We start from the raw sequence: 23804 nt of genomic DNA, 5'->3' as shown, positions 1-23804 counted from the left end.
TTCTAAATTGTTCTTAATTAATCTGATGTTGCAGTGTTTGAATAGAAATTGAAAACTGATGTTTGAGGTGATGAAAATCAATCTTACCCTCTAACTTGTTCGAAGAGCTGTATTGAATCTCAATGATCTTTTCACCGTCGCTATCAAAGATGGCGCGAGAATTATTTTTATCAATAATTCGCCACCTTACCTCATTTAACGACCCTTCCCAAGCGGAACTCGGCCAGAGCGTGATCATCAGGTTAAATAATACCTGTTCTGGCTGCGGTAGCGAACCTTGTAAACCGTTGAGCACTTCGGTTTGAATTTGTTCTCCATCGTAAGACAGTGAGAGTACTCTTGTCCCCCAGGATGAGAAGCCTGCCAGCACCACTTCGTTGTTGGTCACTTGCAGTTGTACCGGAAGTTGCTCAGATGTGGTTTTACCATCTATTGCCCAAGAAGCCGTAATCAACTGACTGGCAGACAACTGATAGCCCAAGCTGGCGGGAGTGGGCAAGCTAACTTGGGTGTGCTCGGCAATGTCGACCTGAGGCGTCGATTGGTGAGGTACTAAGCTGCATGCACCTAAAAACAGACTCAGTGCGATTAACATCGCGCAGCGAAAAGCATGGTTAAAAATCATGACGTCGTTTCCTCTGTTTTAATCGCAATCGGAGAGAGTAGCCAAGCGACAAAAATACCACTTAACACCGTAATGCCGAAACTGTGAATCGCGTGAGTTTGGCTTAGTGACAGCAACCCAAATGACAGCACAGTGGTTATTGCCGAAAGGGTGATCGCCAATAGTGTGCTCACACTGCGGGCTTTCTCGGCAAAGAACAGAGTGTAATCGATGCCGATACCAAGAATGAGCACCAAGCCAAGCAAGTTGAACAGGTTTAATGTTGTTCCCATCGCGACAGCCGTTGCCAGACCGCACGCGCAAGCAATCAATGATGGCAGTAAAACTCGCCAACTGTGTTGCAGACCGTACCGCTTGATTAACACCAGAAAGATCACAGCACTGGCGGCTACCAATAGCTCCATGATTTTGATTCGGTATTCACCAAATAGGGAGGAAATTTCTTCTGCTTTGTTTAGGTAGACAACGTCAGGCTGCGATTTGGCAAATGCCTTAACAACGGCGGAGTCTTGCAATTGGTTTAATACCACTACCGTTGCCGATTTTTCTTTAATTTTACCCAAATGAAGAAAACGTACAGGCGCTGATACCGGGTTTTGCAAGTACTGTTCAACCGCAACAGGGATAAAGTCGGCGTCCATTTTGGGCTTTTTACTTAAGCCCAGCCCGGAAGCAAGTGGGCTGGATTGTGTCGCGTAAAGATCGCGAATCAACTGATAGTCTTGTTGCTGACGTTCCACTGAGCTCAAGTAGCGGCTCAGGCTCTGGTAGCTTTCGATGGTGCTGTCCGCTTTCCACGCTTCTAAAGTTGGTGTCAAAGACTCCAGCTTTTTCATTAGGTTTTCGTCATCGTCGGCGGTAACGACCAACATTTGCTGAGAAGATTGCATGCCACTGAGCGTCGTAATCAAGGTTTCTTGCTGCTTGAGATCGTTCGGCATCGTTTGCAGCAGACGAATGTCGTCATCGTAGTTCAATTGCAGCAAGAAAAAGCCACTCACAACCACACATAACATCGGCAATCCGACTTTAATTCGAGGTTGATTCCAAAGCGTTAGCCATTTCACCAACAATGATTGTCCTGGTAAGTTCGAAATGGATCGCGATGGGTTACGAGCCAGTATCGGATACCAAGCCACCACGGTGATGTAAGCGGCAATCAGACCAATGGATGAAAACAGCGCAAGCTGCTGCAAACCAGGAAACGGTGCCACCAACATGCCCAAATAGCCGATCAAACTGGTGATTAAGCCCAGTGTGATCGCTATGAAAATATGCTTTAACCCTTGCTCGCTATCCCATTCATTTCCCGCCGCAAGACGTTCCGTTAGGTAGTGGAATGCGTAGTCGATAGACACACCGATTAAACTTGCGCCAAACACTAAGCTGAACAGATGGACTTTTCCAAAAATCCACGTCGTAACGGACAACGCAACGAGCAAACCAATGGTGATGGAAAGCAGTGCCAGAGACAGTGGCATCACACTACGAAAGACCAATACGAACAATGCAATGATACCGAGCAGAGAGAACACACCGATGGTACTGATCTCCGACTTTGCACTTTGCGTACCAAAGTCGGCGTAAAATAGAACGCCAGTATGTGCGACTTCAGCGCCATATTTCTGCGCGACGCTTTGTTCTAGTGCTTGAATATCAGGGACTGCAAGCTGTCCAGTTAGGCTATAAGGTGAGTCTTTTAGTTCGGCAGTAATAAGCAAGTATTGAGCACCGTCTTTTTCGACGGATAGATAGCCGTTATCCAATCGGAAAGAGGAAGATTGCTGGGTAACTTGGCTTAAATAATCACGAAATAGCAAGAAAGGGTCATTTTGTAACTCTTGCCCGGTCACTCCGGAAAACGGGTTGTACAGAGACTGAATCACATGCTGAACTTGCTGTTCTGGATTTTGGCTTAAACGCTCTCGTTGTTCAGGCGTCAGCAATTGGAAGCGGTGCTTAAAGTAGTAACTCGCCCAAGCTTGCTGCTCTTGAGGTGAGATTTTTCCCACCACATCGCGAAAATGATTACTTTGGCGTAACTCCTTATCAAACTCTGCAGCCGCTGCAAAAAGGGCGTTTTTGTCCGGCGCTGTGATCACGAAAATGACTTTGTCGCTCATACTTGCCGAGACCGACTCAAAGGCTTGCTCAGCCACCGGGTTTTGTTGGTTCTTAGGCAGCAGTTTTAAAATGTTGGTCTCAATCGGAGATTCTGCACTCCAAACCCATTGTTTGAGTAGCAACGCGCCCGCTAAAACAACGAGATTGAGCCAAACCAGAGCAAAGGTATGAGTGCCAAGACTGAGTTTAGAAACGGAATTGAGCGTCTTCGGCATCCGTGAGTTCCTGAGGTAGAGAGGTCTGGTTCGTAAACGTGATTTCGGTCTTATCGCCGCGCAGCTCTTGCAGGGTTAGGCGATCAATATGCGTTTTACCGGAAAGGGTGATGGCTTTAAACACCGCATTTAATGGCGACTGTTTTGGCACTAAAACGAGCTGCCACTGATTGTTCTCAACTGAAAAATCGAGTGTGAATTGTTCTTGCAGTGCAGAAGTATCCCCGTGGAACACGGATAAAAACACGTGGCTAAAGTAGAACGCCATTGGGTTTTCTTGTGCAGAGATCGTTTTCGGTGCTTGGTCGGCAAAAGTCTGACGAAGTTTGTTTTCCGTCAATACCAAATTGACTGCGAAAGGTTCTGTTTGTTGCCACAACAGGCCATGTGTTTTGCTCAGTGTGAACTGACCTTTAGAGGTTAAAGGTTGACTAAACATTTCCAGATGACGCTGCTGCGTAAAATCTCCGCGTACGATTTCATGCTGAGACAACTGCTGCTGAAGCGATGCCAAATCCGTTACGTTTGCAGTCGGTGTGGCCAGTGCTGGAACAGAAAATATCAGCAAAAAAGAGAGTAACCACTTTTGCATTAGTTCAGGCTCCCATGGTTGTGCCATTGCTCTACTTTATCTAAAAAAACAGCTGGAGAAACAAAGCACATCTCTTGCTTTTCAATGGATACGGCGACTTGCGTTGTATGCGCTTTGCACATACGTTGATTCGTTTCGGCGTCGTAAATCACGTAATCCACACGCAAGCGGTTTTCCCACTCAGTGAGTTGCGCGGTAATACGAATGGTGTGATTAAACGGAATCGCCTTCACGTATTTAACGCGCGTGTCGATGATCGGCCACATGTACCCAGAGTCTTGCATATCGCGATAGCTGTATTGGATCTTCTCCATCAGCACACGACGCGCTTCTTCAAAATACCGAAAGAAGTTGCCGTGATAAATCACGCCCATCGGGTCAGCATCTTGGAATGAGGTGACCATAGTCACCTCCGCTTCTAATGGGTAGAGAACCTGCTCTTGCATTATACCTCCGCGTAGAGTGGCCAATGACGTTGCTGAATGCGTTCAATGAAATGACGCAAATCTTGTTCCAATGGGCGATCTTCAATCACAAACTCAAACTCGCTCAGCACGGCGTCACGAATTACTCGTAAACTCTGACTCATGTGGTGTTCGTCCAATTCGTTATGACGGCGACGAATCTCAACCGCTTGAACGCTTGCTAGGAGTGAAGCCGCAGCAACTTGCTCTGTTAACTCAAGTACGCGTAAGCAATCACGAGCCGCAATGGTGCCCATGCTCACTTTGTCTTGGTTGTGACATTCGGTTGAGCGAGAAAAAACGCTCGCTGGCATGGTGTTTTTCAACGCTTCTGCCGTCCAAGCTGAGATACCAATCTGAACCGCTTTAAAGCCGTGGTTGATCGGTTTACGCTCGCCTTCTGCACCGGTTAAGTTAAACGGCAGGCCGTTATTGAACTTGTAATCCATCAGTTGCGCCATCTGACGGTCCAGCAAATCAGCTAAGTTGGCAATGTTCACTTTCAACGTATCCATCGCCATTGCGATATGACCACCGTAGAAGTGACCGCCGTGCAGAACGCGCTCGTTGTCGCCATCGATAATTGGATTGTCGTTGGCACTATTTAGTTCATTCTCAATCAATTGACGTAGCCAAGGCAGTGAGTCTTGCACCATGCCAATTACGTGTGGCGCACAACGCAGCGAGTAACGATCTTGCAGTCGGTCGCTATTGCGTGGCGGACGTTCAGCATTAAGATCATCACGCAGCCAAGCCGCAACTTGCTGTTGACCAGGGTGAGGTTTTACCGCAAACAATGCTTCATCAAAGTGGAAGTCATTACCTTGCATACCCACAGAGACCATCGCGGTAATCTTGGTGCAAAGCTGCGCTAGGTATTCTGCGCGTTTGTAGGCAAGACAGGCGAGGGCAGTCATCACGGATGTACCGTTCATTAACGCCAAACCTTCTTTTGGTTTTAGGCGAATTGGCTCAATGCCCAGCTCTGCAAACACTTCTTGTGTTGGTCGCACATCGCCTTTGTAAAGCACTTCACGCTCGCCAATTAAGGTCGCCGCTAGGTACGACAGAGGCGTCAAATCGCCACTTGCGCCCACCGAGCCTTCCTGTGGAATACGCGGCGCAATGTCGTGGTTGATAAGCGTAACGATTTGGTTCAACAGATCGTGAGACACGCCAGATACGCCTTGCGACAATGAACATAAACGGGTTGCCAACACCGCACGAGCTTGCTCATGAGAAAGGATTTGACCTAAGCCACAGCCATGGAAGCGCGTAAGGTGCAACGGAAGTTCATCTACAAGCGCGGGTGGAATCGCCACAGTGCATGAATCGCCGTAACCCGTGGTCACGCCGTAAATAACGCCTTCTTCTTTCAGTAATCGTTCCAGAAACGCCACGCCACGATCGATTTTCGCGGTAAATTCTGGCGAGGTGTTCATGTTTGCCTTTGCACCTTGAGCAATGGCAACGACATCTTCGATGGTTAAAGATTGGGCACCAAAAGTGATGTTGTGATTATTGTTGTTTGTCATGTGGCTGATTACTTAAAGTCCAGAAGTTAAAAAAGTTATACCACTGTAACGGCGCGTGCAGTGTGTGGTGTTCTAATCTTTGTGCGTACTGTTGAACAACGCGTTCTAGTGCCTGCTGACGCTCCTTGCGTGGTAGCGTGATTTGGTCACTAAAGTGTTCAAAGTACACATTAAAATGCGGAGTGTTTGCTTCGTCGTCGCGTAGGCCGAAGAGTAGGTAAACCGGCGCTTTTAATACCGAGGCTAGCATGAATGGGCCTTGCGGGAATGGTGCGGGTTTACCAAGAAAATCTGCCCAAACGACACGATTTTCTTTGCTGGTGGAAGTGCGATCGCCAACGATCACTACCCATTCGCCTTGCTCGATTTTTTGTTGAAGTAGAATCGCGGTGTCTGGTCCCATTGAGCTGACTTGAATCAAATTCAGTTCCGAATTTGGGTTTACCGCCTTCATTACCGCATTAAATTGTTCAGCGTGTTGGGTAAATACCAAGGCATTGATTTTGACATGAGAGTGTCGACGACCAAGCGCGCGGCAGAGTTCGATATTGCCAAGGTGCGAGCCTAAAATGAGCACGCCTTGTTTTTTCTGCGCCATCTCTTCGAAATGATGCTGGCCGTGAATGGTTAGGTTATCGACGTTAAAGTCACCTTGCCATGCTGCCAGTTTATCGAGCATGGTACGCCCAAAAGAAAGCAGATGATGATAGCTGTCCAACTGTTTTGGCAGTGCGATGTTCTGCTGCGTTGCGTAGTGCTGTAAGTTTTGCAGGTAAATCTCAGACGCTTCGCGGGCAGATTTACCCGTGAAGTGGTAGTAGCGCATGACTAACTTCAAAATCAGGTCGAACGCTTTTCTGCCGAACAAGCGGTAAACCGCGAGTAAGGTTTTGATGCCTAAAATCGTGCCTTGTTCTTTTCGTTTCGACCAGTGGGCATTACTGTCGTCTGTATGACGGCGCTTTCTGGCGAGTAGTGAAGGGATGCGCGGCAACATGCCAAAAAATAGGCGAGTGTGCATCCAGCTTATCTTGACGTTATCCCACAATGCGTCGAAGTGGGAAATGCCACCTTCAGGGTAGAGCACGCGCGTTGGAACAAAATCAATATCGACGCCTTCCCAATACATTCGCACCAGAATTTCGATATCAAAATCCATGCGTTTGCCGATGTTGTACTTGTTCAACACGGCGACCGTTTTCGCCACTGGGTAGGCGCGAAAACCGCACATGCTGTCTTTGATAGACAGTGACAAGGTTTCTATCCACACCCAAACGTGCGTAGCGTAGCGACCATACAAACGGGATTTAGGTACGCTCTCGTCGTATATCGGTTGGCCCGAAATCAGGTTATCTGGTTTTGTTTCGCTGGCGCTGAGCAATTTCGGCAATGCTTCTAGGTCGTGCTGACCATCTGCGTCGATTTGAATGGCGTGCGTAAAACCAAGTTGGTGAGCTTGATGTAGGCCTGCCATTACCGCGCCACCTTTGCCTTGGTTTTCGCTCAAACTAATCAGTTTTATTAGCCCTTGTTCACTCAAAGCAGAAAGCGCTTGTTTGGTGTCTTCATTGCTGCCGTCGTCAACGGCCAGCATTGGCAAAGCGAAAGAGGATAACGACGCAACCACGTCTGCAATTGTGCTGCCGTGGTTGTAGCAAGGAATTAAAAAGCAGGGACGGTAATCACTCACGTGACTCACCCAGTTTCATTTTTCCTGACGAGTGAGTCACCAAGGTTTCACCGCTTTTCGATGTGTACTTAAAGGTCAATTTCTCACGCTCATTGTCCCAAGAGAGTGAGAGACAAACGTCGGTGTTTGGCAGAATCGGCTCTTGAAATTTGATGACTTCCATTCCTTTAAATACCTTGGGAGTATTCAAATATTGAACGGCGTAGAACAACGCCCAGTCAATTTGAGTGACGCCGGGTAAAAGAGGGAAGTGACTGAAATGACCTTGGAAATCTAAGATGTCAGCATCCACACGCAGCGACAGCTCCGCGGTGTGGTCACTCACTTCAATATTCTGAATAGTTGGTTTTCTTTTTTCCATGTTACTAGCTTTATTGGAATAATTTTTCAATTTCAGCAACTTGGCGTTTGCCTTGGCTGTTCAATGGAATTTCGTCGACCACTCGGAATTTTCTCGGGATAGCGATCGGTTCTAGCCAATTGCGCAGTGCCTTGCGAAGCTCAAGCCAAAATTTGCCTTTACCAAGTTCATTAAGCACATCGCTGCCTTTATCGTTAAGTACGATGATCGAGACTAACGTGAGGCGACCAGATTCTTCCATTGGGATCACCACGCTTTCTTGAACCCACGGCAATTGCTCTAAACGTTTTTCCACTTCGACAAGGGAAATACGCTTTTCTTCGACTTTGACGATTCGGTCAGTGCGTCCACGCAATTCAAAAGAAATACTATCATGGAAATAGCATTCATCCGCAGTTTGGTACCAAGTGTTTTCATCAATGTGTGGCGAGCGGAGCTTTAAACAATTTTCATGGTTAAGCTTTGCTTCAACACCTTGGAATAACGTCCAAGGAGTGCTGGCTACGTGCTGCTGACGGTAAGCGATGCCGCCGGTTTCTGTGCTGCCAAAAACTTCAATAGGAAGTGACCCAAACAACTGCTGGCTGTGCTGCGCCGCTTGGTTTGGCAAGGGGCCACCAGAAGAAAATACGCACCGAATCGCAACCGGATTATGCTCTTCACTAAGTCGTTTTAGTAACGCAGGGCTGCTTACTAGCGTGGTGTCAGCATCGGCGTGATGGACAATTTGCTCTGGGAACTCAAGGTTGTGTGCTGAAAATGGACGTGCAGAGCACAAAGGCCACAATACGCGGAACAGCAAGCCGTAAATGTGTTGATGAGAGACGGTGCTTTCAACGCGTGTGTTGGCAACCGTGTCGCCCCATAGGTTGTCTAGAATAGACACTTCGATATCGAGCTGTTTCAGCGTTTTTGCAATGGCTTTTGGTTTGCCGCTTGAACCCGAAGTGAATAGCGTCACTGGTATTTGTGCCAGATTCAATTCACGCCAAACATAAGGTTGTTTGGCTTTTGGCTCGTTAATCACAGTGATTTCTAGCAATGATTGAGCTTCGATCAAAAGCGAGCTCACCAGTTCTGGAACCGAGACATCGGCATCATGCAGCAACAAATCGTAGTGATCACTGAGCTCTTTGAGTGCTTCTGGTTGGTAATTACCAGGTAATACAATGGATTTTCCTGCATAACAACAAGCGAAAAAGCCAACGGCAAACAGGTAGCTGTTGCCAAAACACAACGCAATGTTTTGCGTTGGTTGGGTTTCTAACTGCTGAGCAAGCGTTGCGACGTGCTGCTGGAAATCACCCCAAGTGATAACTGTGTCGCGATCGTAAGAGACAGGGGATTGCTCAAGCCTCTCTGCGACGAACAAGGTCGCTAGGGAGGTAAAGCTCGAATACGTTGTATTCATACGATTAGTGTTCCTTTCGAACAAATTGACGCACGATCCATTCTCCAGCGAACAAGCCACCAGCAAGTAAGTAGCTGATGAGGCCGTTATAAAGCGTCCATATTTTTACTGGTAGGAAACAGGTATAGAGCGCAACGGCAGCATTGAGCGTAAAAAAAACGCACCAAACCATCGTCACTTTGCGTGTGTAAGCCACGCCACTAGCTGGAAGGTCGGGCTCTTGCAAGCGAGCAAGCCTCTCTATGATCGATTGCGGCTGTTTTAAGCTCAGTCCAAAGACACACAGCATACATACATTGACAACCACAGGGTAAAAGTGAAGCCACCCGTGTTGTTTAAACACCATGCCAAGTGTAATTAGAACAATGCCAACAGCGCCCGTAGCGAGCGCCAAGAATTTAAACTCTTTTAGTGGGGTCTTATTTGCGACGAAAACACGCAAAAGTAACGCAGCAATTAACAAGCCCCCGACTAAGTTCAAGCCAAATTTATCTATACCGAAATAGACAGCGAAGGGGTAGGCAAACAGTACAATTGCAGACAGACCAGTCAGCAATTGGCGCATTAACTTTCCTTCAATAACTCAGTGACGGCGTTAACCACATCGTCAACGGTTCTTACAGCACTAAACTCTGCTGGCTTGATTTTTTTGCCAGTGACATTCTGTAGGTGTACGACCAAATCAACGGCGTCAATGCTATCAAGGTCGAGATCTTGGTATAAGTGCGCATCTGACTGAATGTCGGCTGCGTCAATTTCGAACAGCTCAACAAGCGCATCTTTAACTTGTTCAAATACTTGATCTTTATTTACATCAGTCATGAATATACCTACAACTTATTCATTAGTTTGAGAAGAAACGTATTTCGCTAGGTTTGCTACAGAAGCAAAGTGTTCGCGCGTGTTTGAGTCGTCGGCATCAATAACGATGTTGTATTGTTTTTTAATTGCGAGTCCAAGCTCAAGTGCATCGATAGAATCTAAGCCAAGTCCATCACCAAAAAGTGGTGCATCCGTTTCAATATCATCTACGGTTAAATCTTCAAGGTTTAAAGCATCAATAATAAGTTGCTTAATGTCGTTGTGTAACTGTTCCACTGGGACCTGCTTATTAATAAAAGTTTTCTGGAAAAATGTTTTCAGCTAGGTGCTGCTGTAAGCGTCGCGCCGCTATTGTCGGCGACGTAGTTTGCTTTATAAAAGGGTCAATCTCAACTTTATCCTTAACTTCAACCCTGAAAAAAGGCTTTGTTGCCGGTACTTGATACCATTTTTTCTCTTTTGTGAGGAAACTTGGCGTTACCGTAATATGGACAACCCTTAAATCTCGTTCTGTTCTTACCGCAATTTGCGCAGCGCCGCGTTGTAATTTTGGTTCTACACCTGGTGTTGTTCTTGTCCCTTCAGGAAATATAAGCAACACGTTGCCTTTGTTAAATCGTTCATCACAAAGTGCTAATAAATCATCCGGCGCTTCATTGGGAATATATCCGGCTGCTTTTACGATGTGCTTCATAAAAGGGTTCGACCATATTGCCGATTTTACTAAACAGTCGCAGCGATTTAATTGTGAAGCAATGAGAACGTAATCGATTAAACTCGGATGGTTGGCAACAATTAAACAATTACGATCTTGTTGAAGAATATCGGCACCAATAATTTCGTAATCGATTGCTCCACTTAACTTCATCAATTTACAAAAGGTGTTGAATGAATATCGAATCGCACCTTGAACTTTATATTCACGTTCGGTTTGATCCGAAACGAAAATACGAATGGTCGGAATAACAATGAAGCTCAGTGCTAAACCACCTAACCCAAATACTGAAAAACAAAAGCCGGTTGCTAGCACACGCCAATACTGATTTAAGCGACTCATTGCTTGTGCCATTCCCAAATTTGTTTCGGAGCGTGAATAGTCCACTGATTTTCATCTGACAAGTAGTGTTGCAAAAACGCTAAGCCTTGTGGCAACGGGTGGTTTGAGCATTTTGCACTGATGCCGTTTTGCACCGTGAAGCCATCTCCATGAGAAAGTATCAAACCGAGTCCAAACCCTTGGTATTGTTGGTTTTCATACTCTAAATAAGAGTCAGGCATGGGTTCATCAAAGTCAACAAGCAGCACTTTTTTATCAGGATTATCAGATAAAAACAGCCATGCTTCTAATATTGCACTTTGGAATGTGTTTTCTGCCGCAGCGATCGAAGTTAGGGGGATGGGCTGTTTGGTTGCAATAGTGGCAAGCCCTGCGGCGGTATTATGCACGGACTGAGAAAAAGCCATCGGAGACGCTTCTTCTCCGTTAATAATATCTTTAACTAACGCAACACTGCGATGCAATTCGCCATGACGACTCGAAAATACGAGGTAATCAACCTGATGTTGATTAAGCAATTCGATTGCCGTTTGCACTGCCAGTTTGCTAAGTGGACTCATTCTTCTGCGCATCATCGCAGGAATATCTGCAACATTGATTTTGCCATCTTCTGGCCATGTTATCTCTGTTGCCCATTGTTTCCATTCATTGGATTCGGATAAACCGAATGAATTCGCTGTCCACGCATCAATATTGAACGAAATGTTGATCTTCGAGTTTGGCATATTGGGTTAAATTGTTTATTTTACAGCTCGATACAAATTGGGCTTTACCCAAAGTCATAATAAAAAAGGAAATTATCATGTCGCGTTTTAAGCTGTATGTCTCGTTATTATTAACTTTGCTTCTTGTCGGTTGTGGACGAGTACAACCTGTAATGAATGTGGAGGATACTCCAGTTGCTTATGATCTTCAAAATAAACAAGTAAAAATGGCCATTGTGCAATCGGCAACCAACCGAGGTTGGACGATTGAAGAAGTAAGCCCAGGCGTTCTTATTGCAAAAATTCACGTTCGTAAACACTTTGCAGAAGTAAAAATTCCATATAACAACAAATATTACTCAATTATTTATCTCAACTCAGTAAATCTAAAAGCCAGTGATGGCAAAATCCATCGCAATTACAATCGTTGGATAAACAACTTGAATGTTGATATTCAACGAGCTATTGCATTGTTAGGCTCTCAGTCTAAACAATAAAAATATTAATTGCAGTTAGGTTTTTCCGTGTTAAATCAAAATAATGACCCTTTTAATGCTTTTGAAGCAAAAACAGAAGCTCAGAAGTTATCTTTTGCACCAATCGTGTTCCAGACCGCCAGAACGCTCCGAGATTTAGGTATTTTAGCCGCGCTAGACAGCGCCGGTCCACAAGGCATGAGTGCCACGGACATTGCCGAGAAAACGGGCGTGTCAGAATATGGTGTCAAAGTATTGTTGGATATGGCGATTAGCGCACATATTGTTTTATGGGAAAGACCTAACTATTCGCTTGCGAACCTTGGTTTTTACCTTCTTCACGATGGTATGACGAACGCAAACATGGATTTTACGGCTGATGTCTGTTACGCCGCGATGATGCATTTGACGGAAGCGATTCAAGAAGGTAAGCCTTCAGGTTTGAAAGAGTTGGGCAATTGGGAGACGATTTATCAAGGTCTGTCGACGCTGCCAGACCAAGCCAAACAGAGTTGGTTTAAGTTCGATCACTTCTATTCGGATCGCTCGTTTCCATTACTGCTTAAAGAAGTGTTTGCAAGCAAGCCAAAGCACCTAGTGGATATTGGTGGAAATACCGGGAAATGGGCTATTCAGTGTTGTAAGCATGATCCTGATGTTGAAGTTACTATTGTCGATTTGCCGCAGCAATTAGAAGTGGCGATGTCAAATGTCTCTGAAAACCAGTTCGCCGAGCGTGTACGTCCATACCCTGCCAACATGCTTGATAAAGCACAAACATTGCCTGAGCATGCTGACGTATGGTGGATGAGCCAGTTCTTGGATTGCTTTTCACCAATTGAGATCCTAAATATCCTTAAAAAAGTCAAAGCCCAGTTAACGAAGGGAGATACTATTTACGTATTGGAGCTATTTTGGGATGCCCAAAAATACGCGGGTGCTTCTTATAGCCTTAATGCAACCTCTCTCTACTTTACCTGTTTAGCCAACGGCAATAGTCGTTTTTATCGCAGTGATGATTTCTTAGAAATTGTCGAAGCGGCAGGTTTATCTGTCGTCGAAAGAACCGACAACATTGGCCTTGGTCACACCTTATTAAAACTACAAGCAAACTAAATTCAGAATGAAAACAGAGCTCAAGCAAGTTGTCGTCGTAGGAGCGGGCCCATCTGGCTCCACCGTTTCTGCGTTATTAAAATCGCGTGGCATAGATGTCGTTGTCATAGAAAAAGCCACCTTTCCACGTTTCTCTATCGGAGAAAGCCTGCTTCCTGCATGTATGGAAGTTGTCGAGCAAGCCGGAATGACCAATGCGGTAAAGCAGTTTGGCTTCCAATATAAAGATGGCGCTGCATTTCGTCGCAATGGTGTTTACACCCAGTTCGATTTTACGGACAAATATACCCCAGGGCCGGGTACGACGTTTCAGGTGCAACGTGCCAGTTTTGATAAAGTGCTCGCCGACAGTGCCGCAGAGCAGGGCGTCGATATTCGTTATCAACATGAGCTAGTTAGCTTGGCGTTTGAAGGCAAAAAATCGCGCTTAGAAGTTGTTGGTCCGGATAAACAGGCCTATCAAATCGAAGCAGACTTTGTTTTGGATGCGAGTGGTTTTGGCCGTGTTTTGCCACGCTTGTTGGATCTTGAAGAGCCTTCTTGTCTTCCTCCAAGAAAAGCGATATTTACTCACATTGAAGATCGTATCTCTCCACAAGAGCCAGAGTACGATCGTAATAAAATTCTGATTTCCGTGCATCCTGAAAATCACGATGTGTGGTACTGGCTAATTCCATTCTCGAATGGTACATGTTCGTTTGGTGTGGTGGGTGAGCCTGAGTTTTTTGAGCGATACCCAGAGGATAAGCTTGCAGCTTTGCAGCAGTTGGCGAATGAAGAGCCGGGGTTGGCTTCTTTGTTGCGCAATGCGAATTACCCAAATCCAGCAGGCGAGTTGGGTGGCTATTCAGCGAACGTCAAACGCTTAGCGACAGAGCACTACGCGTTGCTTGGTAATGCCGGTGAGTTTCTTGATCCTGTATTTTCATCGGGTGTCACTATCGCCATGAAATCGGCGGAATTTGCGGCCGATTGCGTAGCTCGTCAATTAAATGGTGAAGTGGTTGACTGGCAAGAAGAGTATTCGGAACGCTTGATGGTGGGTGTGAATACATTTCGCACTTATGTAGAGGGGTGGTACAGCGGAACATTGCAAGATGTGATCTTCTATCAAAACCCGAATCCACGTATTAAGCAGATGATTAGCGCGATTTTGGCTGGATACGCTTGGGATACAAACAACCCTTACGTAAAACAAAGCGAACAACGTTTGTCGACGCTCGCTGAGCTGGTTCGAGAAGCGGAACTGTAAGAGTATAAATTCTCTTAGCTGAGGATGCGTAAACCTAGGTCTTACCGAGAAATAGGTAAGACCTTTTTTATTCTCGACAATACCTTTTTATTTGTACTTCGAGCTTACTGGAGACATCTTGACCACTTGTTTCGAGGTGTATCGAATTTGAGAAAATTTATAGTGATTATGATCACATACATACTCATTGTTGCTGATATTTATATTAAACGTGTAGGAAATGGATTACATTTTGGGAGTGTTCCCTAAATCCGGCTTCGTTGTGAAAACGGTTTATAAGCAACTGTATAAATTAGTAAAGTTCCAAAAACTGCACCAAAAAAAAGATAAGTTTCTTGCCAAATCAATTCGCTTGGTGAGTTCGAACCATCGACTGCGCCAAACACTTCCTTTACTTTCTCGAATTGTCAAAGAACACGACGCGTCAACAGTCTCTTCGGTTGTTGATCCCGAGAACGCGGTGGCGTGGGGAGGCAAAGTTTCTCCAGAGTTCAAATGCAAAGTCATTCGTATTAGTGAAGAGCTGGAGATCAACCCTAATCATCTGATGGCCTGCATGGCATTTGAAACCGCTGAAACCTTCAGTCCAAGCATCAAAAATGGTTCAGGAAGTGGGGCGACAGGGTTAATTCAATTTATGCCCTCTACCGCTGAGTCATTAGGAGTGAGTACGAAAACTCTTGCGAGGATGAGCGCGGTCGAGCAACTTGACTATGTAAAAGCCTATTACTGGCCATATCGCCATAAAATCAATAGTCTGGAAGATGCGTATATGGCAATTCTCTATCCTGCTGCGATTGGCAAACCGTCTTCTTTCGTTTTGTTCAAGCAAGGCTCGATTGCATACCGACAAAATGCGGGTATCGATCGTCACAATACAGGAAAAATCACGCTTAATGATGTTTCCTATAAAGTGAGGAAAAAACTAGAGAAAGGTTTACAGCCCAATTTGATGGGATAGGGCCGCGCTTTATTCCACTTCGCTATTGTTGGTTGGTGTATCGGTGTCTTTGGTGACTCTGACTTGCATAATGCGATGTTTTTTAACGAGGAGTATGTCAAATCGCCAACCTTGGTAGTGAATGTGCTCCCCAACATTTGGGACTCGACCATAAAGCCATGTCAAAAGCCCATTTAATGTTTGAAAGCCTTCTCGCTCTTCGCCTTCTATGCTGCTCAGTTCGAGTTTATTCTTGAGCTCATTGAGCGGGATCAACGCGTCCATCAACCAGCTGCCATCTTTTTGTTGCTTAGCCCACACTTGCTGTGGCGCCATGCCCAGTTCTCCAGCAATCGACTTTAACAAGTCGTATAGGGTTACTAGGCCTTGTACATCACCATACTCATCGACAATAAAGACCATTTCCGCACTGGTTTGTTGCATGTAGTTAAGGAGAGGTAACCCTTTCATGGACTCGGGTACAAAACGCGGACGCTTGAGCTGTTTAGCCAGTTTACTGATAGACAATTCGTCATATTCATCGAGCAGGACTTTGGATGAAATGGTGCCAATAATATTGTCCAAGCTACCTTTACAGACTGGCCATACGGAGTGTTGGGTTTGGCGAAGGTCAGTAAGGATGACATCAATAGGTTGGTTGGCATCCAGGTAATGGATATCGCACCGTGGTGTCATTAACGATAATGCTAAACGATCGTTAAGGTGGAGTAAGTTGCGAATCATCAATTGCTCTTGTGGCTCAATCGCACCGGACTCAGAGCCTTCGCTAACAATAGCAAAAATATCCTCCTCGGTAACAATCTCACCGTTGCTGTCGTTTTGGCGCAATAATCGGAGAAAAGTATCGGTTGAAAACGTCAATAAGAAGACAAAAGGAGTGGTGAGCTTGGCGAGCCAGTGGATCGGATAAGCTACGATAATAGCGATGGTTTCTGCGTTGTTTTGTGCAAAGCGCTTGGGAACGAGTTCTCCCACCACAATCGCGAAGTAGGTGATCATGAGCACGACGCTCATCGTTGAAAGTACCGTGGCTATCTCTCTTTCTAGCCCTTGGGTTACTAACCAATTTTCGAATGGTACTGAAAGCGTTGCTTCACCAAAAATACCACTTAATAGCCCGATGACGGTAATGCCTATTTGGATCGTGGAAAGAAACTGAGTCGGATTGTTTTTAAGTTCGAGCGCTAAAGCGGCAGAGGCGTTGTGTTCTGCAATTAATTTTAGCCTTCCGCTTTTGGCTGCGACTAGAGCGATCTCTGACATCGCAAACGCGCCATTGAGTGCGATTAATCCAACCAGCAGTAATACGTCCATAACGTTTCCCAGTAATGTACACGTTAGCAGCATAACTAGATTCACGCGCAAGAAATGTGATGTTGCGAGTAAATCATGCAGCGCTCTAATATCGGGCTCTACGTGCATGAATCCTTCTGTTACTTCACTGGGATTCTGATACACTACGCGCCCATTTCCTCTGTTGAGACGTTTCTATGCCATTTTCTAAGCTTGGTTTAAGCGCATCGATTACTGATGCAGTAAAAGCGCTAGGTTATGAAAAACCGACCTCTATCCAACAAAAAGCCATTCCAATCGTACTGCGTGGTAGCAACTTAATTGCTGCAGCACAAACGGGGACAGGTAAAACGGCCAGTTTTGTTCTACCAATCTTAGAAAAGCTTAGTCAAGGCGAAACGCAACGTAAAAAACGCGCTCGCGCTATTATTCTTACGCCCACACGCGAACTTGCGCTTCAGGTTCATCAAAGCATTGAAGCTTATGGTAAAAACTTACCGCTGCGCTCAATGGCGATGTTTGGTGGTGTGGATTATGCGCCACAAAAACAAGCCTTGATCGAGGGTGTCGATATTGTGGTAAGTACGCCGGGACGTTTGATTGACCTGTACGGTCAACGCGCTATTCACTTTGATGAAGTGGAAATGCTAGTGCTTGATGAAGCGGACAAAATGTTGGACATGGGATTCATCGATGCGATCGATAAGATCGTTGATTGCATGCCAGAACATGTTCAAAGTCTGCTGTTCTCGGCAACGCTATCTAATCCTGTTCGTGATTTGGCGAAAAACGCGATTATTGATCCTGAAGAGATCACGATTGCAAAACACAGTGCATCTAAGTCGAACATCAAGCAGTGGATCACCACCGTCGATAAGGACATGAAGTCGTCGCTGTTAAGTCACATGCTCAAAGAAAACGACTGGTCGCAAGTACTGGTATTTATTGAAACCAAACACGGTGCTGCCAAGCTTGTTAGCCAACTTGAAAAGCGTGGCATTGTGGCTGAAGCGTTTCACAGTGGCCGTAATCAGCGTGTTCGCCAGGAATTAATAGAAAAGTTCAAAGCCGGTGAAATCCAGTACCTAGTCGCAACTGGTGTTGCAGCGCGCGGTATTGATATCGATAACTTGCCCGTTGTTATTAACTACGACTTACCGTATCCAGCAGATGAATATGTACACCGTATTGGTCGTACTGGTCGTGCTGGCGCACAAGGTGAAGCGATCTCATTAGTCTCAAAAGATGACTTTAAAAACCTTTGTATGATCGAGAGCCGTTTAGGGCACTTGCTAGAGCGAGTGGAAATTGACGGCTTTGCACCAAGAAAGCCAGTGCCGATTTCTATTTTAAATTACGTACCTAAGAACAAGCGTAAACCGCACGATAAGCGCGAATCAAAATAGCCTGTTTTATCTCTACGATCCAAAAGCCGCATTGTTGCGGCTTTTTGCGTTTTAGGGAGATTCACTCATGGGTTGACAGTGTTGGCTTTTATGCCGTAATGAGGAAAAAAGTTAATTTATGTCATACGCTTAACACTCAAAGTGAGTCAGCTTTCGTAAAGCTTTTGTCAATTCTCTGTCCTCAGGTTTGCACAAGGTTAGGAATGGGCGCAGACTTTTTTGCTTGCTAGTGAATGCATAAGATGAGGCATAAATGAAAACAGGTGATAAGCAATTCGCCGTTATTGGTCTTGGCCGATTTGGTTTGGCAGTGTGTAAAGAGCTACAAGATTCAGGAGCTCAAGTTTTAGCGGTTGATATCAACGAAGACAGAGTTAAAGAAGCTGCCAGTTTTGTTAGTCAGGCAATTGTGGCTAATTGTACTCACGAAGAGACGGTTGCTGAGCTTAAGCTTGATGATTACGACATGGTGATGATTGCTATCGGAGCGGACGTTAACGCTAGTATTCTCGCCACACTGATCGCCAAAGAAGCGGGAGTGAAGTCAGTATGGGTTAAAGCCAACGATCGATTTCAAGCGCGTGTCCTGCAAAAGATTGGTGCGGACCACATTATCATGCCTGAACGTGACATGGGGATACGTGTCGCGCGTAAAATGCTCGATAAACGGGTTCTTGAGTTCCACCCTTTAGGTAGTGGCTTAGCCATGACGGAGTTTGTGATTGGATCTCGTTGGATGAGTAAGACATTAAGTGACCTAGCACTGTGCAAAGTCGACGGTGTGCAAGTACTCGGGTTTAAACGAGGCCCAGAAATTACCAAGGCGCCAGACCTTAATACCAAGCTGGAAATTGGCGATCTCATTATTGTGGTTGGCCCGCAAGATGCGCTGGCAAATAAATTAAAATCACTATGACGCAGTTTCATCAAAAAGGCGTTTTTTACGCGCCAGATGGTAAACGAGAAAAAGCCAAGGGTAACGAGCCGCGGATTATATTGCTGAGTTTTCTCGGTGTGTTGCTGCCTTCTGCCGTGCTGTTAACCTTGCCAGTTTTTTCTGTTACAGGCCTTTCGATAACGGACGCTTTGTTTACCGCAACATCCGCCATCAGTGTGACAGGGCTTGGTGTTGTCGATACCGGGCAGCACTTTACGTTAGCCGGGAAGATCTTGCTGATGTTTTTAATGCAAATCGGTGGATTGGGGCAGATGACGTTGTCGGCGGTTTTACTCTATATGTTTGGTGTGCGTTTAAGCTTACGCCAGCAAGCGTTAGCGAAAGAAGCGCTAGGGCAAGATCGACAGGTCAACTTAAACCGACTGGTGAAGCGGATTGTGATTTTTGCGCTTGTCGCGGAATCTATTGGGTTTATTTTCCTTTCCGTTCGTTGGGTTCCTGAAATGGGCTGGCAAACCGGCATGTTTTACGCGTTATTTCATGCGATTTCTGCGTTTAACAACGCAGGGTTTGCTCTGTTTTCAGACAGTATGATGAGCTTTGTGAATGACCCGCTGGTCATCTTTACCCTGGCCGGGTTATTCATTTTTGGTGGGCTTGGTTTTACTGTTGTCGGAGACATCTGGCTGAACTGGCGTAAAGGTTTCCACTTTTTGCATCTTCATACCAAAATCATGCTTATCGCGACACCGATATTGCTCCTCGTTGGGACGGTGATGTTTTGGTTACTCGAGCGGAGTAATCCAAATACAATTGAATCGTTACCTTTGGCGGGTCAATGGTTGGCGGCATTCTTCCAATCCGCCAGTGCTCGAACGGCCGGGTTCAACAGTGTCGACTTGGCGCAGTTTACCCAGCCAGCGTTATTGATCATGATTGTTCTGATGTTGATTGGTGCTGGGTCCACCTCAACGGGGGGCGGTATTAAGGTTTCCACATTTGCCGTTGCGTTCATGGCTACGTGGACCTTTTTGCGCCAAAAGAAACACGTGGTTATGTTTAAACGAACCGTAAACTGGCAAACCGTGACTAAGTCACTCGCCATTATCGTTGTGAGTGGCGCCATTCTGACAAGCGCGATGTTTTTATTGATGCTCACAGAGAAGGCAAGCTTTGATAAGGTCATGTTTGAAACCATCTCCGCATTTGCGACGGTAGGACTTACCGCTGGTTTAACGGCAGAGCTTTCTGAACCTGGCAAGTACATTATGATCGTGGTGATGATCATTGGTCGTATCGGGCCTCTCACGCTTGCCTACATGTTGGCCCGCCCTGAGCCTACCTTAATCAAATACCCAGAAGACGCCGTTCTTACAGGTTAAAGTAGCGTTTATCTGCACCCCACCGACCATAACGAGCACTGATTAATAGCAGTGCTCGTACATTTATAAAATATGTGGGACGTTGCCCAATTTTATCTACAAAGTCGCAGAAGTTTATTTCTTCTTCCTTTTGTTTCGATACTATTCATTCACTCAATTTATACCCTCGGAAGCCACACTTACAAAAGTATTTGGGCATCCGACGCTTTTGTAACGTGATGCTAAATAATATTGTGTTATCTGAGCGAATTGATACCAGCCTTAGTCGTTAGCCACTCAACCTCATTCTATGTTTATGGGTTACTGTGTACTGGCTGTGCTTGGTATTAAACGAATCGAAAAGATGGAGCCGTACTTTGAAATTCAACACACTCGCCTTGACTATGCTAACTGCGCTTCTTGCAGGTAAGAGCATGGCAACTACTCCGCCATCACCAGTTTGGCATACTATTGCGTTGAGCGATGGTACCTCTAGTGAGGCAATTTTACGCGGCACTGCCGATTTCCACTGGTTTGAAGATAAACAAGGTAATGCCTTGGTTCATGAAGATGGCATTTGGTTTTTTGCACAGATTCAGCGCGAGTCAGACATCCCAACGTTACGCTCGACGGGTGTTGCTAAAACTCAATCGAGTGATGCGCCTGAATCGGCGAAGTTTCGCCCGGATCTACAAGTTAAGCCGCAGTTATCTTCTCTAAAAACCATTGAACCGATGGCGCGCCAAAATCTATTGCGTTCGGCGCAAGGTTATCAGGCGATGAGTAGCTCATCGGTGAAGCAGCAACCACTGTTGGTTGTGCAAGTCTCCTTTGATGATCAAGCGATGGTGCATGACTTCGAACAACGTGTGTTTAATACCGATGGCCAAAGCGTTGTCGATTATTTTGATAAAAACTCTCAAGGGAAATTCAAAGTTGTCCCTGCGATTGAGAGTTATGGTACCGCGAATGATGGTGTGATCAATGTGACCGTGGCGCAAAGCCACCCAAATTGCCACTCTAGCTCAACTGACAAGACTTGTACTGCCAAGTTGAATGCGGTCTTCACCGAAGCGTATCAAAAACTGGATCCGTACTTTAATCTTTCGGCTTACGACAGCAATCAAAATGGTACCGTAGAACCGTCAGAACTCTCAGTTATGTTTATTTTTGCGGGTGGCGACCGTTCAACCGGATTCCTTGATCGTCCTTCTATTTGGCCTCATAAATTCTCTCACGACGATGTGACACTAGATGGCAAAAAAATTGCCGATTATTGTGTGTTTGCTGACTACCAAGTTGATCATCAAGCGACGTTAGGCGTGATCGTACATGAGCTTGGCCACTTAATGCTTGGCTTGCCGGATTTGTACGCAAGGAACAGTGATGCCTCGATCGGTTCTTGGGGCGTGATGGGTGGTGGTTCATGGGCACAGAAACCGGGAGACTCATACGCAGGAGACACGCCAGTGAACATGAGCGCGTGGAGTAAACACGCCGCTGGTTTCGTTGTACCAACGATCACTCATGAAAGCCCGATGCCTATTTCCGTGAATAACGACGATGTCAAACTGGTGTATCTCGACCCATACTTGAAAGAGTTTGGCCCACGCGTTTATTTGGAAAACCGTACCTTTAGCGGTTACGACCGATCATTGGCGGCAGAAGGCATACTAGCGACGTCGGTTAATGTCCAAAATCGCTTTAACGATGTTGGCGCGATGCAGGTTCAAATCATGCAGGCCGATGGTCTGAATGAGTTAGAACGTGATGGAAGCAGTGATGCCGGCGATTTGTATCCTAATGGTGGCAATGTCATTTCAGATACATCGACCCCGGGTCTGAGAGCGATCGCCGGGTTTGATACTGGGGTTCGTATTTCCAACATTGCCAGCAATACCAACGGCGGCAGTTTTTCTCTTGAGCATATAAACGAGCCAAATAAATCGGCATGGTTGAACTCTCTTCACCAAGGTTATGTGTACGCAAGTGGCAGTAACACCCTGGCGGTATCATTGGATTTGAATGCTGAGACAAAGCTTGATGGTCTTCAACTTTACGCGCAAAGCAATAGCGCTCAAAGTGACATGACTTATCGAGTATGGCGATTCCCATTCTCAGGTAACGTGGGCTACCGATTAATATTGGATCAGAACAATGCTGAACTTTTACAGCAAGGTAGCTTCCAAAAGCCATCCCGAATTTTATTCCCTCAACCGAGCCAATTAAGTGCGGGTCAGCACCTGTTAGTAGTGGAATTAGAAGGCGGTGAATTTGAATCGAACTTTGACTTTGGCCGCTTACTAAAAACTGAAAAATCATCCCTGCCTGTAATGTGGACTGGTAATTACAATGAGATAGGTACGTTTGGTTTAGAGCAAGCCGGGTTCTCTTATGTTCCGTTTGCAGCACTCTTGAATGTGGAGGCGAATAACATTGTTGAAGCGAAAGCTGACTCACTGCAAACCGATAAGAATACGCCAATCGATCTGAACTTGATGGACAATGATTTCATGGCCATAGGATATCAGTTCAATGTGGACATTGTGCAGAAGCCTGAGCACGGCACCATTTCTGGCAACCAATACCAACCTGAAGCTAACTTCGTTGGTTTGGACAGCTTCCAATATCGTTTGCTGTCTACGGACGGCGTGTATTCGTCTTCGGTTGTGAGCGTGCAGGTCGAAGTACTTGGTAGTAATGAAGCACCAAAAGCGCTCATCGATGTGGATAGCCAAAAGATTACTGCTGGACAGAAAGTAACATTGTCGGCGGCAAACAGCACAGATGCGGATGGCGATGTGTTGAACTACCGATGGGAGCAATTGGCTGGTACTTCAGTTTCTATCGGAAATTCGACCAGTGCTACGGCAAGCTTTACAGTGCCTCAAGGTATAAAAGCGGGTGAGGTTCTGACATTCCGTCTAACCGTTACTGATCCAAGTAATGAAACCTCCAGTGCTACCGTCAATTTAACCATGCAAAACGCAGCGCCAGTCACGTTAGCAGATACGGCGACCGTTGCCGTTGGTGAAAGCATTGTGATTGATGCTGCTGGCAATGATTCGGATGTGAATGGCGATAAACTGGTTGTAGAAAGCGTACAGAACCTAACGGGCGTGGGAAGTGCGAGTGTAGAAAATGGCAAAATTCGTTTTCAAGCTCCGGATAGTGCGGTTGATAACATCAAGCTGCAATATACGGTTTCAGATGGCAACGGTGCTACCGCAATAGGTGAAGTGACCGTGACGGTTGTCGCTTCTTTGAAAACAACGACATTCAAGAACTCTGAAGGTAGTGGCAGTGTTTCTTATTGGGCTCTGATGTTACTTGTTGCATTGGGCTGGCGACGCCGCGTCTAAAACGATATCGAATTACCGTATAAGCCACTCACATTGAGTGGCTTATTTTTGTACCCGTTTTGCTTCCTAGTACCTCTCA

The 23804-nt window shown here is 45.8% G+C and carries 22 protein-coding genes; 8 read left to right on the top strand and 14 right to left on the bottom strand.

Features of this window, described 5'->3' with window-relative positions:
• Positions 1 to 13: 13 nt before the first annotated feature.
• The 13 genes from NL644_RS18815 to NL644_RS18755 are packed head-to-tail and all read right to left on the bottom strand — an operon-like array spanning position 14 to position 11621.
• Entirely contained in the window at positions 14 to 625 is a 612-nt protein-coding gene (locus NL644_RS18815) for a DUF3261 domain-containing protein (RefSeq protein ID WP_114322570.1), read from the bottom strand.
• A complete protein-coding gene (locus NL644_RS18810) occupies positions 622 to 2964 on the bottom strand; it encodes an MMPL family transporter (protein ID WP_114322569.1) in 2343 nt (780 codons plus the stop codon). Before NL644_RS18810 ends, NL644_RS18815 begins: the two co-directional genes overlap by 4 nt.
• Complete coding sequence (locus tag NL644_RS18805; protein ID WP_017819935.1) at positions 2936 to 3556, bottom strand: outer membrane lipoprotein carrier protein LolA; 621 nt, start codon at positions 3554 to 3556, stop codon at positions 2936 to 2938. Before NL644_RS18805 ends, NL644_RS18810 begins: the two co-directional genes overlap by 29 nt.
• A complete protein-coding gene (locus NL644_RS18800) occupies positions 3556 to 4002 on the bottom strand; it encodes a thioesterase family protein (RefSeq protein ID WP_005388315.1) in 447 nt (148 codons plus the stop codon). Before NL644_RS18800 ends, NL644_RS18805 begins: the two co-directional genes overlap by 1 nt.
• Complete coding sequence (gene hutH, locus NL644_RS18795; protein ID WP_017448720.1) at positions 4002 to 5555, bottom strand: histidine ammonia-lyase; 1554 nt, start codon at positions 5553 to 5555, stop codon at positions 4002 to 4004. Before hutH ends, NL644_RS18800 begins: the two co-directional genes overlap by 1 nt.
• Complete coding sequence (locus tag NL644_RS18790; RefSeq protein ID WP_181869461.1) at positions 5539 to 7245, bottom strand: glycosyltransferase; 1707 nt, start codon at positions 7243 to 7245, stop codon at positions 5539 to 5541. Before NL644_RS18790 ends, hutH begins: the two co-directional genes overlap by 17 nt.
• Positions 7238 to 7606 carry a 3-hydroxyacyl-ACP dehydratase gene (locus tag NL644_RS18785; RefSeq protein ID WP_114322567.1) on the bottom strand — a complete coding sequence of 123 codons (369 nt, stop codon included), beginning with the start codon at positions 7604 to 7606 and terminating at the stop codon, positions 7238 to 7240. Before NL644_RS18785 ends, NL644_RS18790 begins: the two co-directional genes overlap by 8 nt.
• 10 nt (positions 7607 to 7616) lie before the next feature.
• The gene (locus tag NL644_RS18780; RefSeq protein ID WP_114322566.1) at positions 7617 to 9017 is read right to left on the bottom strand and encodes an AMP-binding protein; all 1401 of its coding nucleotides are present in this window, start codon (positions 9015 to 9017) and stop codon (positions 7617 to 7619) included.
• 4 nt (positions 9018 to 9021) lie between these two features.
• Complete coding sequence (locus NL644_RS18775) at positions 9022 to 9582, bottom strand: hypothetical protein (protein ID WP_012842028.1); 561 nt, start codon at positions 9580 to 9582, stop codon at positions 9022 to 9024.
• Entirely contained in the window at positions 9582 to 9839 is a 258-nt protein-coding gene (locus NL644_RS18770; RefSeq protein WP_005382279.1) for an acyl carrier protein, read from the bottom strand. The genes NL644_RS18775 and NL644_RS18770 overlap by 1 nt, the downstream gene beginning before the upstream one ends.
• Positions 9840 to 9854: 15 nt before the next feature.
• Positions 9855 to 10115: a phosphopantetheine-binding protein gene (locus NL644_RS18765; RefSeq protein ID WP_005382278.1), complete on the bottom strand. Its 261-nt coding sequence runs from the start codon at positions 10113 to 10115 to the stop codon at positions 9855 to 9857.
• Positions 10116 to 10128: 13 nt separating this feature from the next.
• Positions 10129 to 10896, bottom strand: a complete 768-nt coding sequence (locus NL644_RS18760; protein ID WP_006742871.1) for a 1-acyl-sn-glycerol-3-phosphate acyltransferase — start codon at positions 10894 to 10896, stop codon at positions 10129 to 10131.
• Positions 10893 to 11621 (bottom strand): beta-ketoacyl synthase chain length factor, encoded by a 729-nt coding sequence (locus NL644_RS18755; RefSeq protein ID WP_114322565.1) that lies wholly within the window; start codon positions 11619 to 11621, stop codon positions 10893 to 10895. The genes NL644_RS18760 and NL644_RS18755 overlap by 4 nt, the downstream gene beginning before the upstream one ends.
• A 77-nt stretch (positions 11622 to 11698) precedes the next feature.
• Here NL644_RS18755 and NL644_RS18750 point away from each other — a divergent pair, with 77 nt between their 5' ends.
• From NL644_RS18750 to NL644_RS18735, 4 genes are all read left to right on the top strand, one after another.
• Positions 11699 to 12097, top strand: coding sequence for a hypothetical protein (locus tag NL644_RS18750; RefSeq protein WP_005390458.1), 399 nt, complete (start codon positions 11699 to 11701; stop codon positions 12095 to 12097).
• A 27-nt stretch (positions 12098 to 12124) separates the two neighbouring features.
• Entirely contained in the window at positions 12125 to 13192 is a 1068-nt protein-coding gene (locus NL644_RS18745) for a methyltransferase (RefSeq protein WP_181869460.1), read from the top strand.
• A 7-nt stretch (positions 13193 to 13199) separates the two neighbouring features.
• Positions 13200 to 14444, top strand: a complete 1245-nt coding sequence (locus tag NL644_RS18740) for an NAD(P)/FAD-dependent oxidoreductase (protein ID WP_114322563.1) — start codon at positions 13200 to 13202, stop codon at positions 14442 to 14444.
• 220 nt (positions 14445 to 14664) lie between these two features.
• Positions 14665 to 15405 (top strand): transglycosylase SLT domain-containing protein, encoded by a 741-nt coding sequence (locus tag NL644_RS18735; protein WP_079855598.1) that lies wholly within the window; start codon positions 14665 to 14667, stop codon positions 15403 to 15405.
• A 9-nt stretch (positions 15406 to 15414) separates the two neighbouring features.
• On the opposite strand, the gene NL644_RS18730 is transcribed toward NL644_RS18735, so the two are convergent.
• The gene (locus NL644_RS18730; protein WP_012842026.1) at positions 15415 to 16719 is read right to left on the bottom strand and encodes a hemolysin family protein; all 1305 of its coding nucleotides are present in this window, start codon (positions 16717 to 16719) and stop codon (positions 15415 to 15417) included.
• Between the two features lie 176 nt (positions 16720 to 16895).
• Here NL644_RS18730 and NL644_RS18725 point away from each other — a divergent pair, with 176 nt between their 5' ends.
• From NL644_RS18725 to NL644_RS18710, 4 genes are all read left to right on the top strand, one after another.
• Positions 16896 to 18104 carry a DEAD/DEAH box helicase gene (locus tag NL644_RS18725; RefSeq protein ID WP_046874220.1) on the top strand — a complete coding sequence of 403 codons (1209 nt, stop codon included), beginning with the start codon at positions 16896 to 16898 and terminating at the stop codon, positions 18102 to 18104.
• Between the two features lie 253 nt (positions 18105 to 18357).
• The gene (locus NL644_RS18720; protein ID WP_074191034.1) at positions 18358 to 19020 is read left to right on the top strand and encodes a TrkA family potassium uptake protein; all 663 of its coding nucleotides are present in this window, start codon (positions 18358 to 18360) and stop codon (positions 19018 to 19020) included.
• Positions 19017 to 20384 carry a TrkH family potassium uptake protein gene (locus NL644_RS18715; RefSeq protein ID WP_114322562.1) on the top strand — a complete coding sequence of 456 codons (1368 nt, stop codon included), beginning with the start codon at positions 19017 to 19019 and terminating at the stop codon, positions 20382 to 20384. Before NL644_RS18720 ends, NL644_RS18715 begins: the two co-directional genes overlap by 4 nt.
• A 356-nt stretch (positions 20385 to 20740) precedes the next feature.
• The gene (locus NL644_RS18710; RefSeq protein ID WP_191907413.1) at positions 20741 to 23725 is read left to right on the top strand and encodes a M6 family metalloprotease domain-containing protein; all 2985 of its coding nucleotides are present in this window, start codon (positions 20741 to 20743) and stop codon (positions 23723 to 23725) included.
• Positions 23726 to 23804: the final 79 nt, after the last annotated feature.

The sequence above is a fragment of the Vibrio sp. Y10_XG_PY6 genome (assembly GCF_024181795.1).
GTDB classification, from domain to species: domain Bacteria; phylum Pseudomonadota; class Gammaproteobacteria; order Enterobacterales; family Vibrionaceae; genus Vibrio; species Vibrio diabolicus.
This window is presented reverse-complemented; position numbering and strand designations above follow the sequence as displayed.

Coding starts and splice junctions, on each gene's coding strand:
- NL644_RS18815 (WP_114322570.1), bottom strand. CDS start 625: ATGATTTTTAACCATGCTTTTCGCTGCGCGATGTTAATCGCACTGAGT.
- NL644_RS18810 (WP_114322569.1), bottom strand. CDS start 2,964: ATGCCGAAGACGCTCAATTCCGTTTCTAAACTCAGTCTTGGCACTCAT.
- NL644_RS18805 (WP_017819935.1), bottom strand. CDS start 3,556: ATGCAAAAGTGGTTACTCTCTTTTTTGCTGATATTTTCTGTTCCAGCA.
- NL644_RS18800 (WP_005388315.1), bottom strand. CDS start 4,002: ATGCAAGAGCAGGTTCTCTACCCATTAGAAGCGGAGGTGACTATGGTC.
- hutH (WP_017448720.1), bottom strand. CDS start 5,555: ATGACAAACAACAATAATCACAACATCACTTTTGGTGCCCAATCTTTA.
- NL644_RS18785 (WP_114322567.1), bottom strand. CDS start 7,606: ATGGAAAAAAGAAAACCAACTATTCAGAATATTGAAGTGAGTGACCAC.
- NL644_RS18780 (WP_114322566.1), bottom strand. CDS start 9,017: ATGAATACAACGTATTCGAGCTTTACCTCCCTAGCGACCTTGTTCGTC.
- NL644_RS18775 (WP_012842028.1), bottom strand. CDS start 9,582: ATGCGCCAATTGCTGACTGGTCTGTCTGCAATTGTACTGTTTGCCTAC.
- NL644_RS18770 (WP_005382279.1), bottom strand. CDS start 9,839: ATGACTGATGTAAATAAAGATCAAGTATTTGAACAAGTTAAAGATGCG.
- NL644_RS18760 (WP_006742871.1), bottom strand. CDS start 10,896: ATGAGTCGCTTAAATCAGTATTGGCGTGTGCTAGCAACCGGCTTTTGT.
- NL644_RS18755 (WP_114322565.1), bottom strand. CDS start 11,621: ATGCCAAACTCGAAGATCAACATTTCGTTCAATATTGATGCGTGGACA.
- NL644_RS18750 (WP_005390458.1), top strand. CDS start 11,699: ATGTCGCGTTTTAAGCTGTATGTCTCGTTATTATTAACTTTGCTTCTT.
- NL644_RS18740 (WP_114322563.1), top strand. CDS start 13,200: ATGAAAACAGAGCTCAAGCAAGTTGTCGTCGTAGGAGCGGGCCCATCT.
- NL644_RS18735 (WP_079855598.1), top strand. CDS start 14,665: ATGGATTACATTTTGGGAGTGTTCCCTAAATCCGGCTTCGTTGTGAAA.
- NL644_RS18730 (WP_012842026.1), bottom strand. CDS start 16,719: ATGGACGTATTACTGCTGGTTGGATTAATCGCACTCAATGGCGCGTTT.
- NL644_RS18725 (WP_046874220.1), top strand. CDS start 16,896: ATGCCATTTTCTAAGCTTGGTTTAAGCGCATCGATTACTGATGCAGTA.
- NL644_RS18720 (WP_074191034.1), top strand. CDS start 18,358: ATGAAAACAGGTGATAAGCAATTCGCCGTTATTGGTCTTGGCCGATTT.
- NL644_RS18715 (WP_114322562.1), top strand. CDS start 19,017: ATGACGCAGTTTCATCAAAAAGGCGTTTTTTACGCGCCAGATGGTAAA.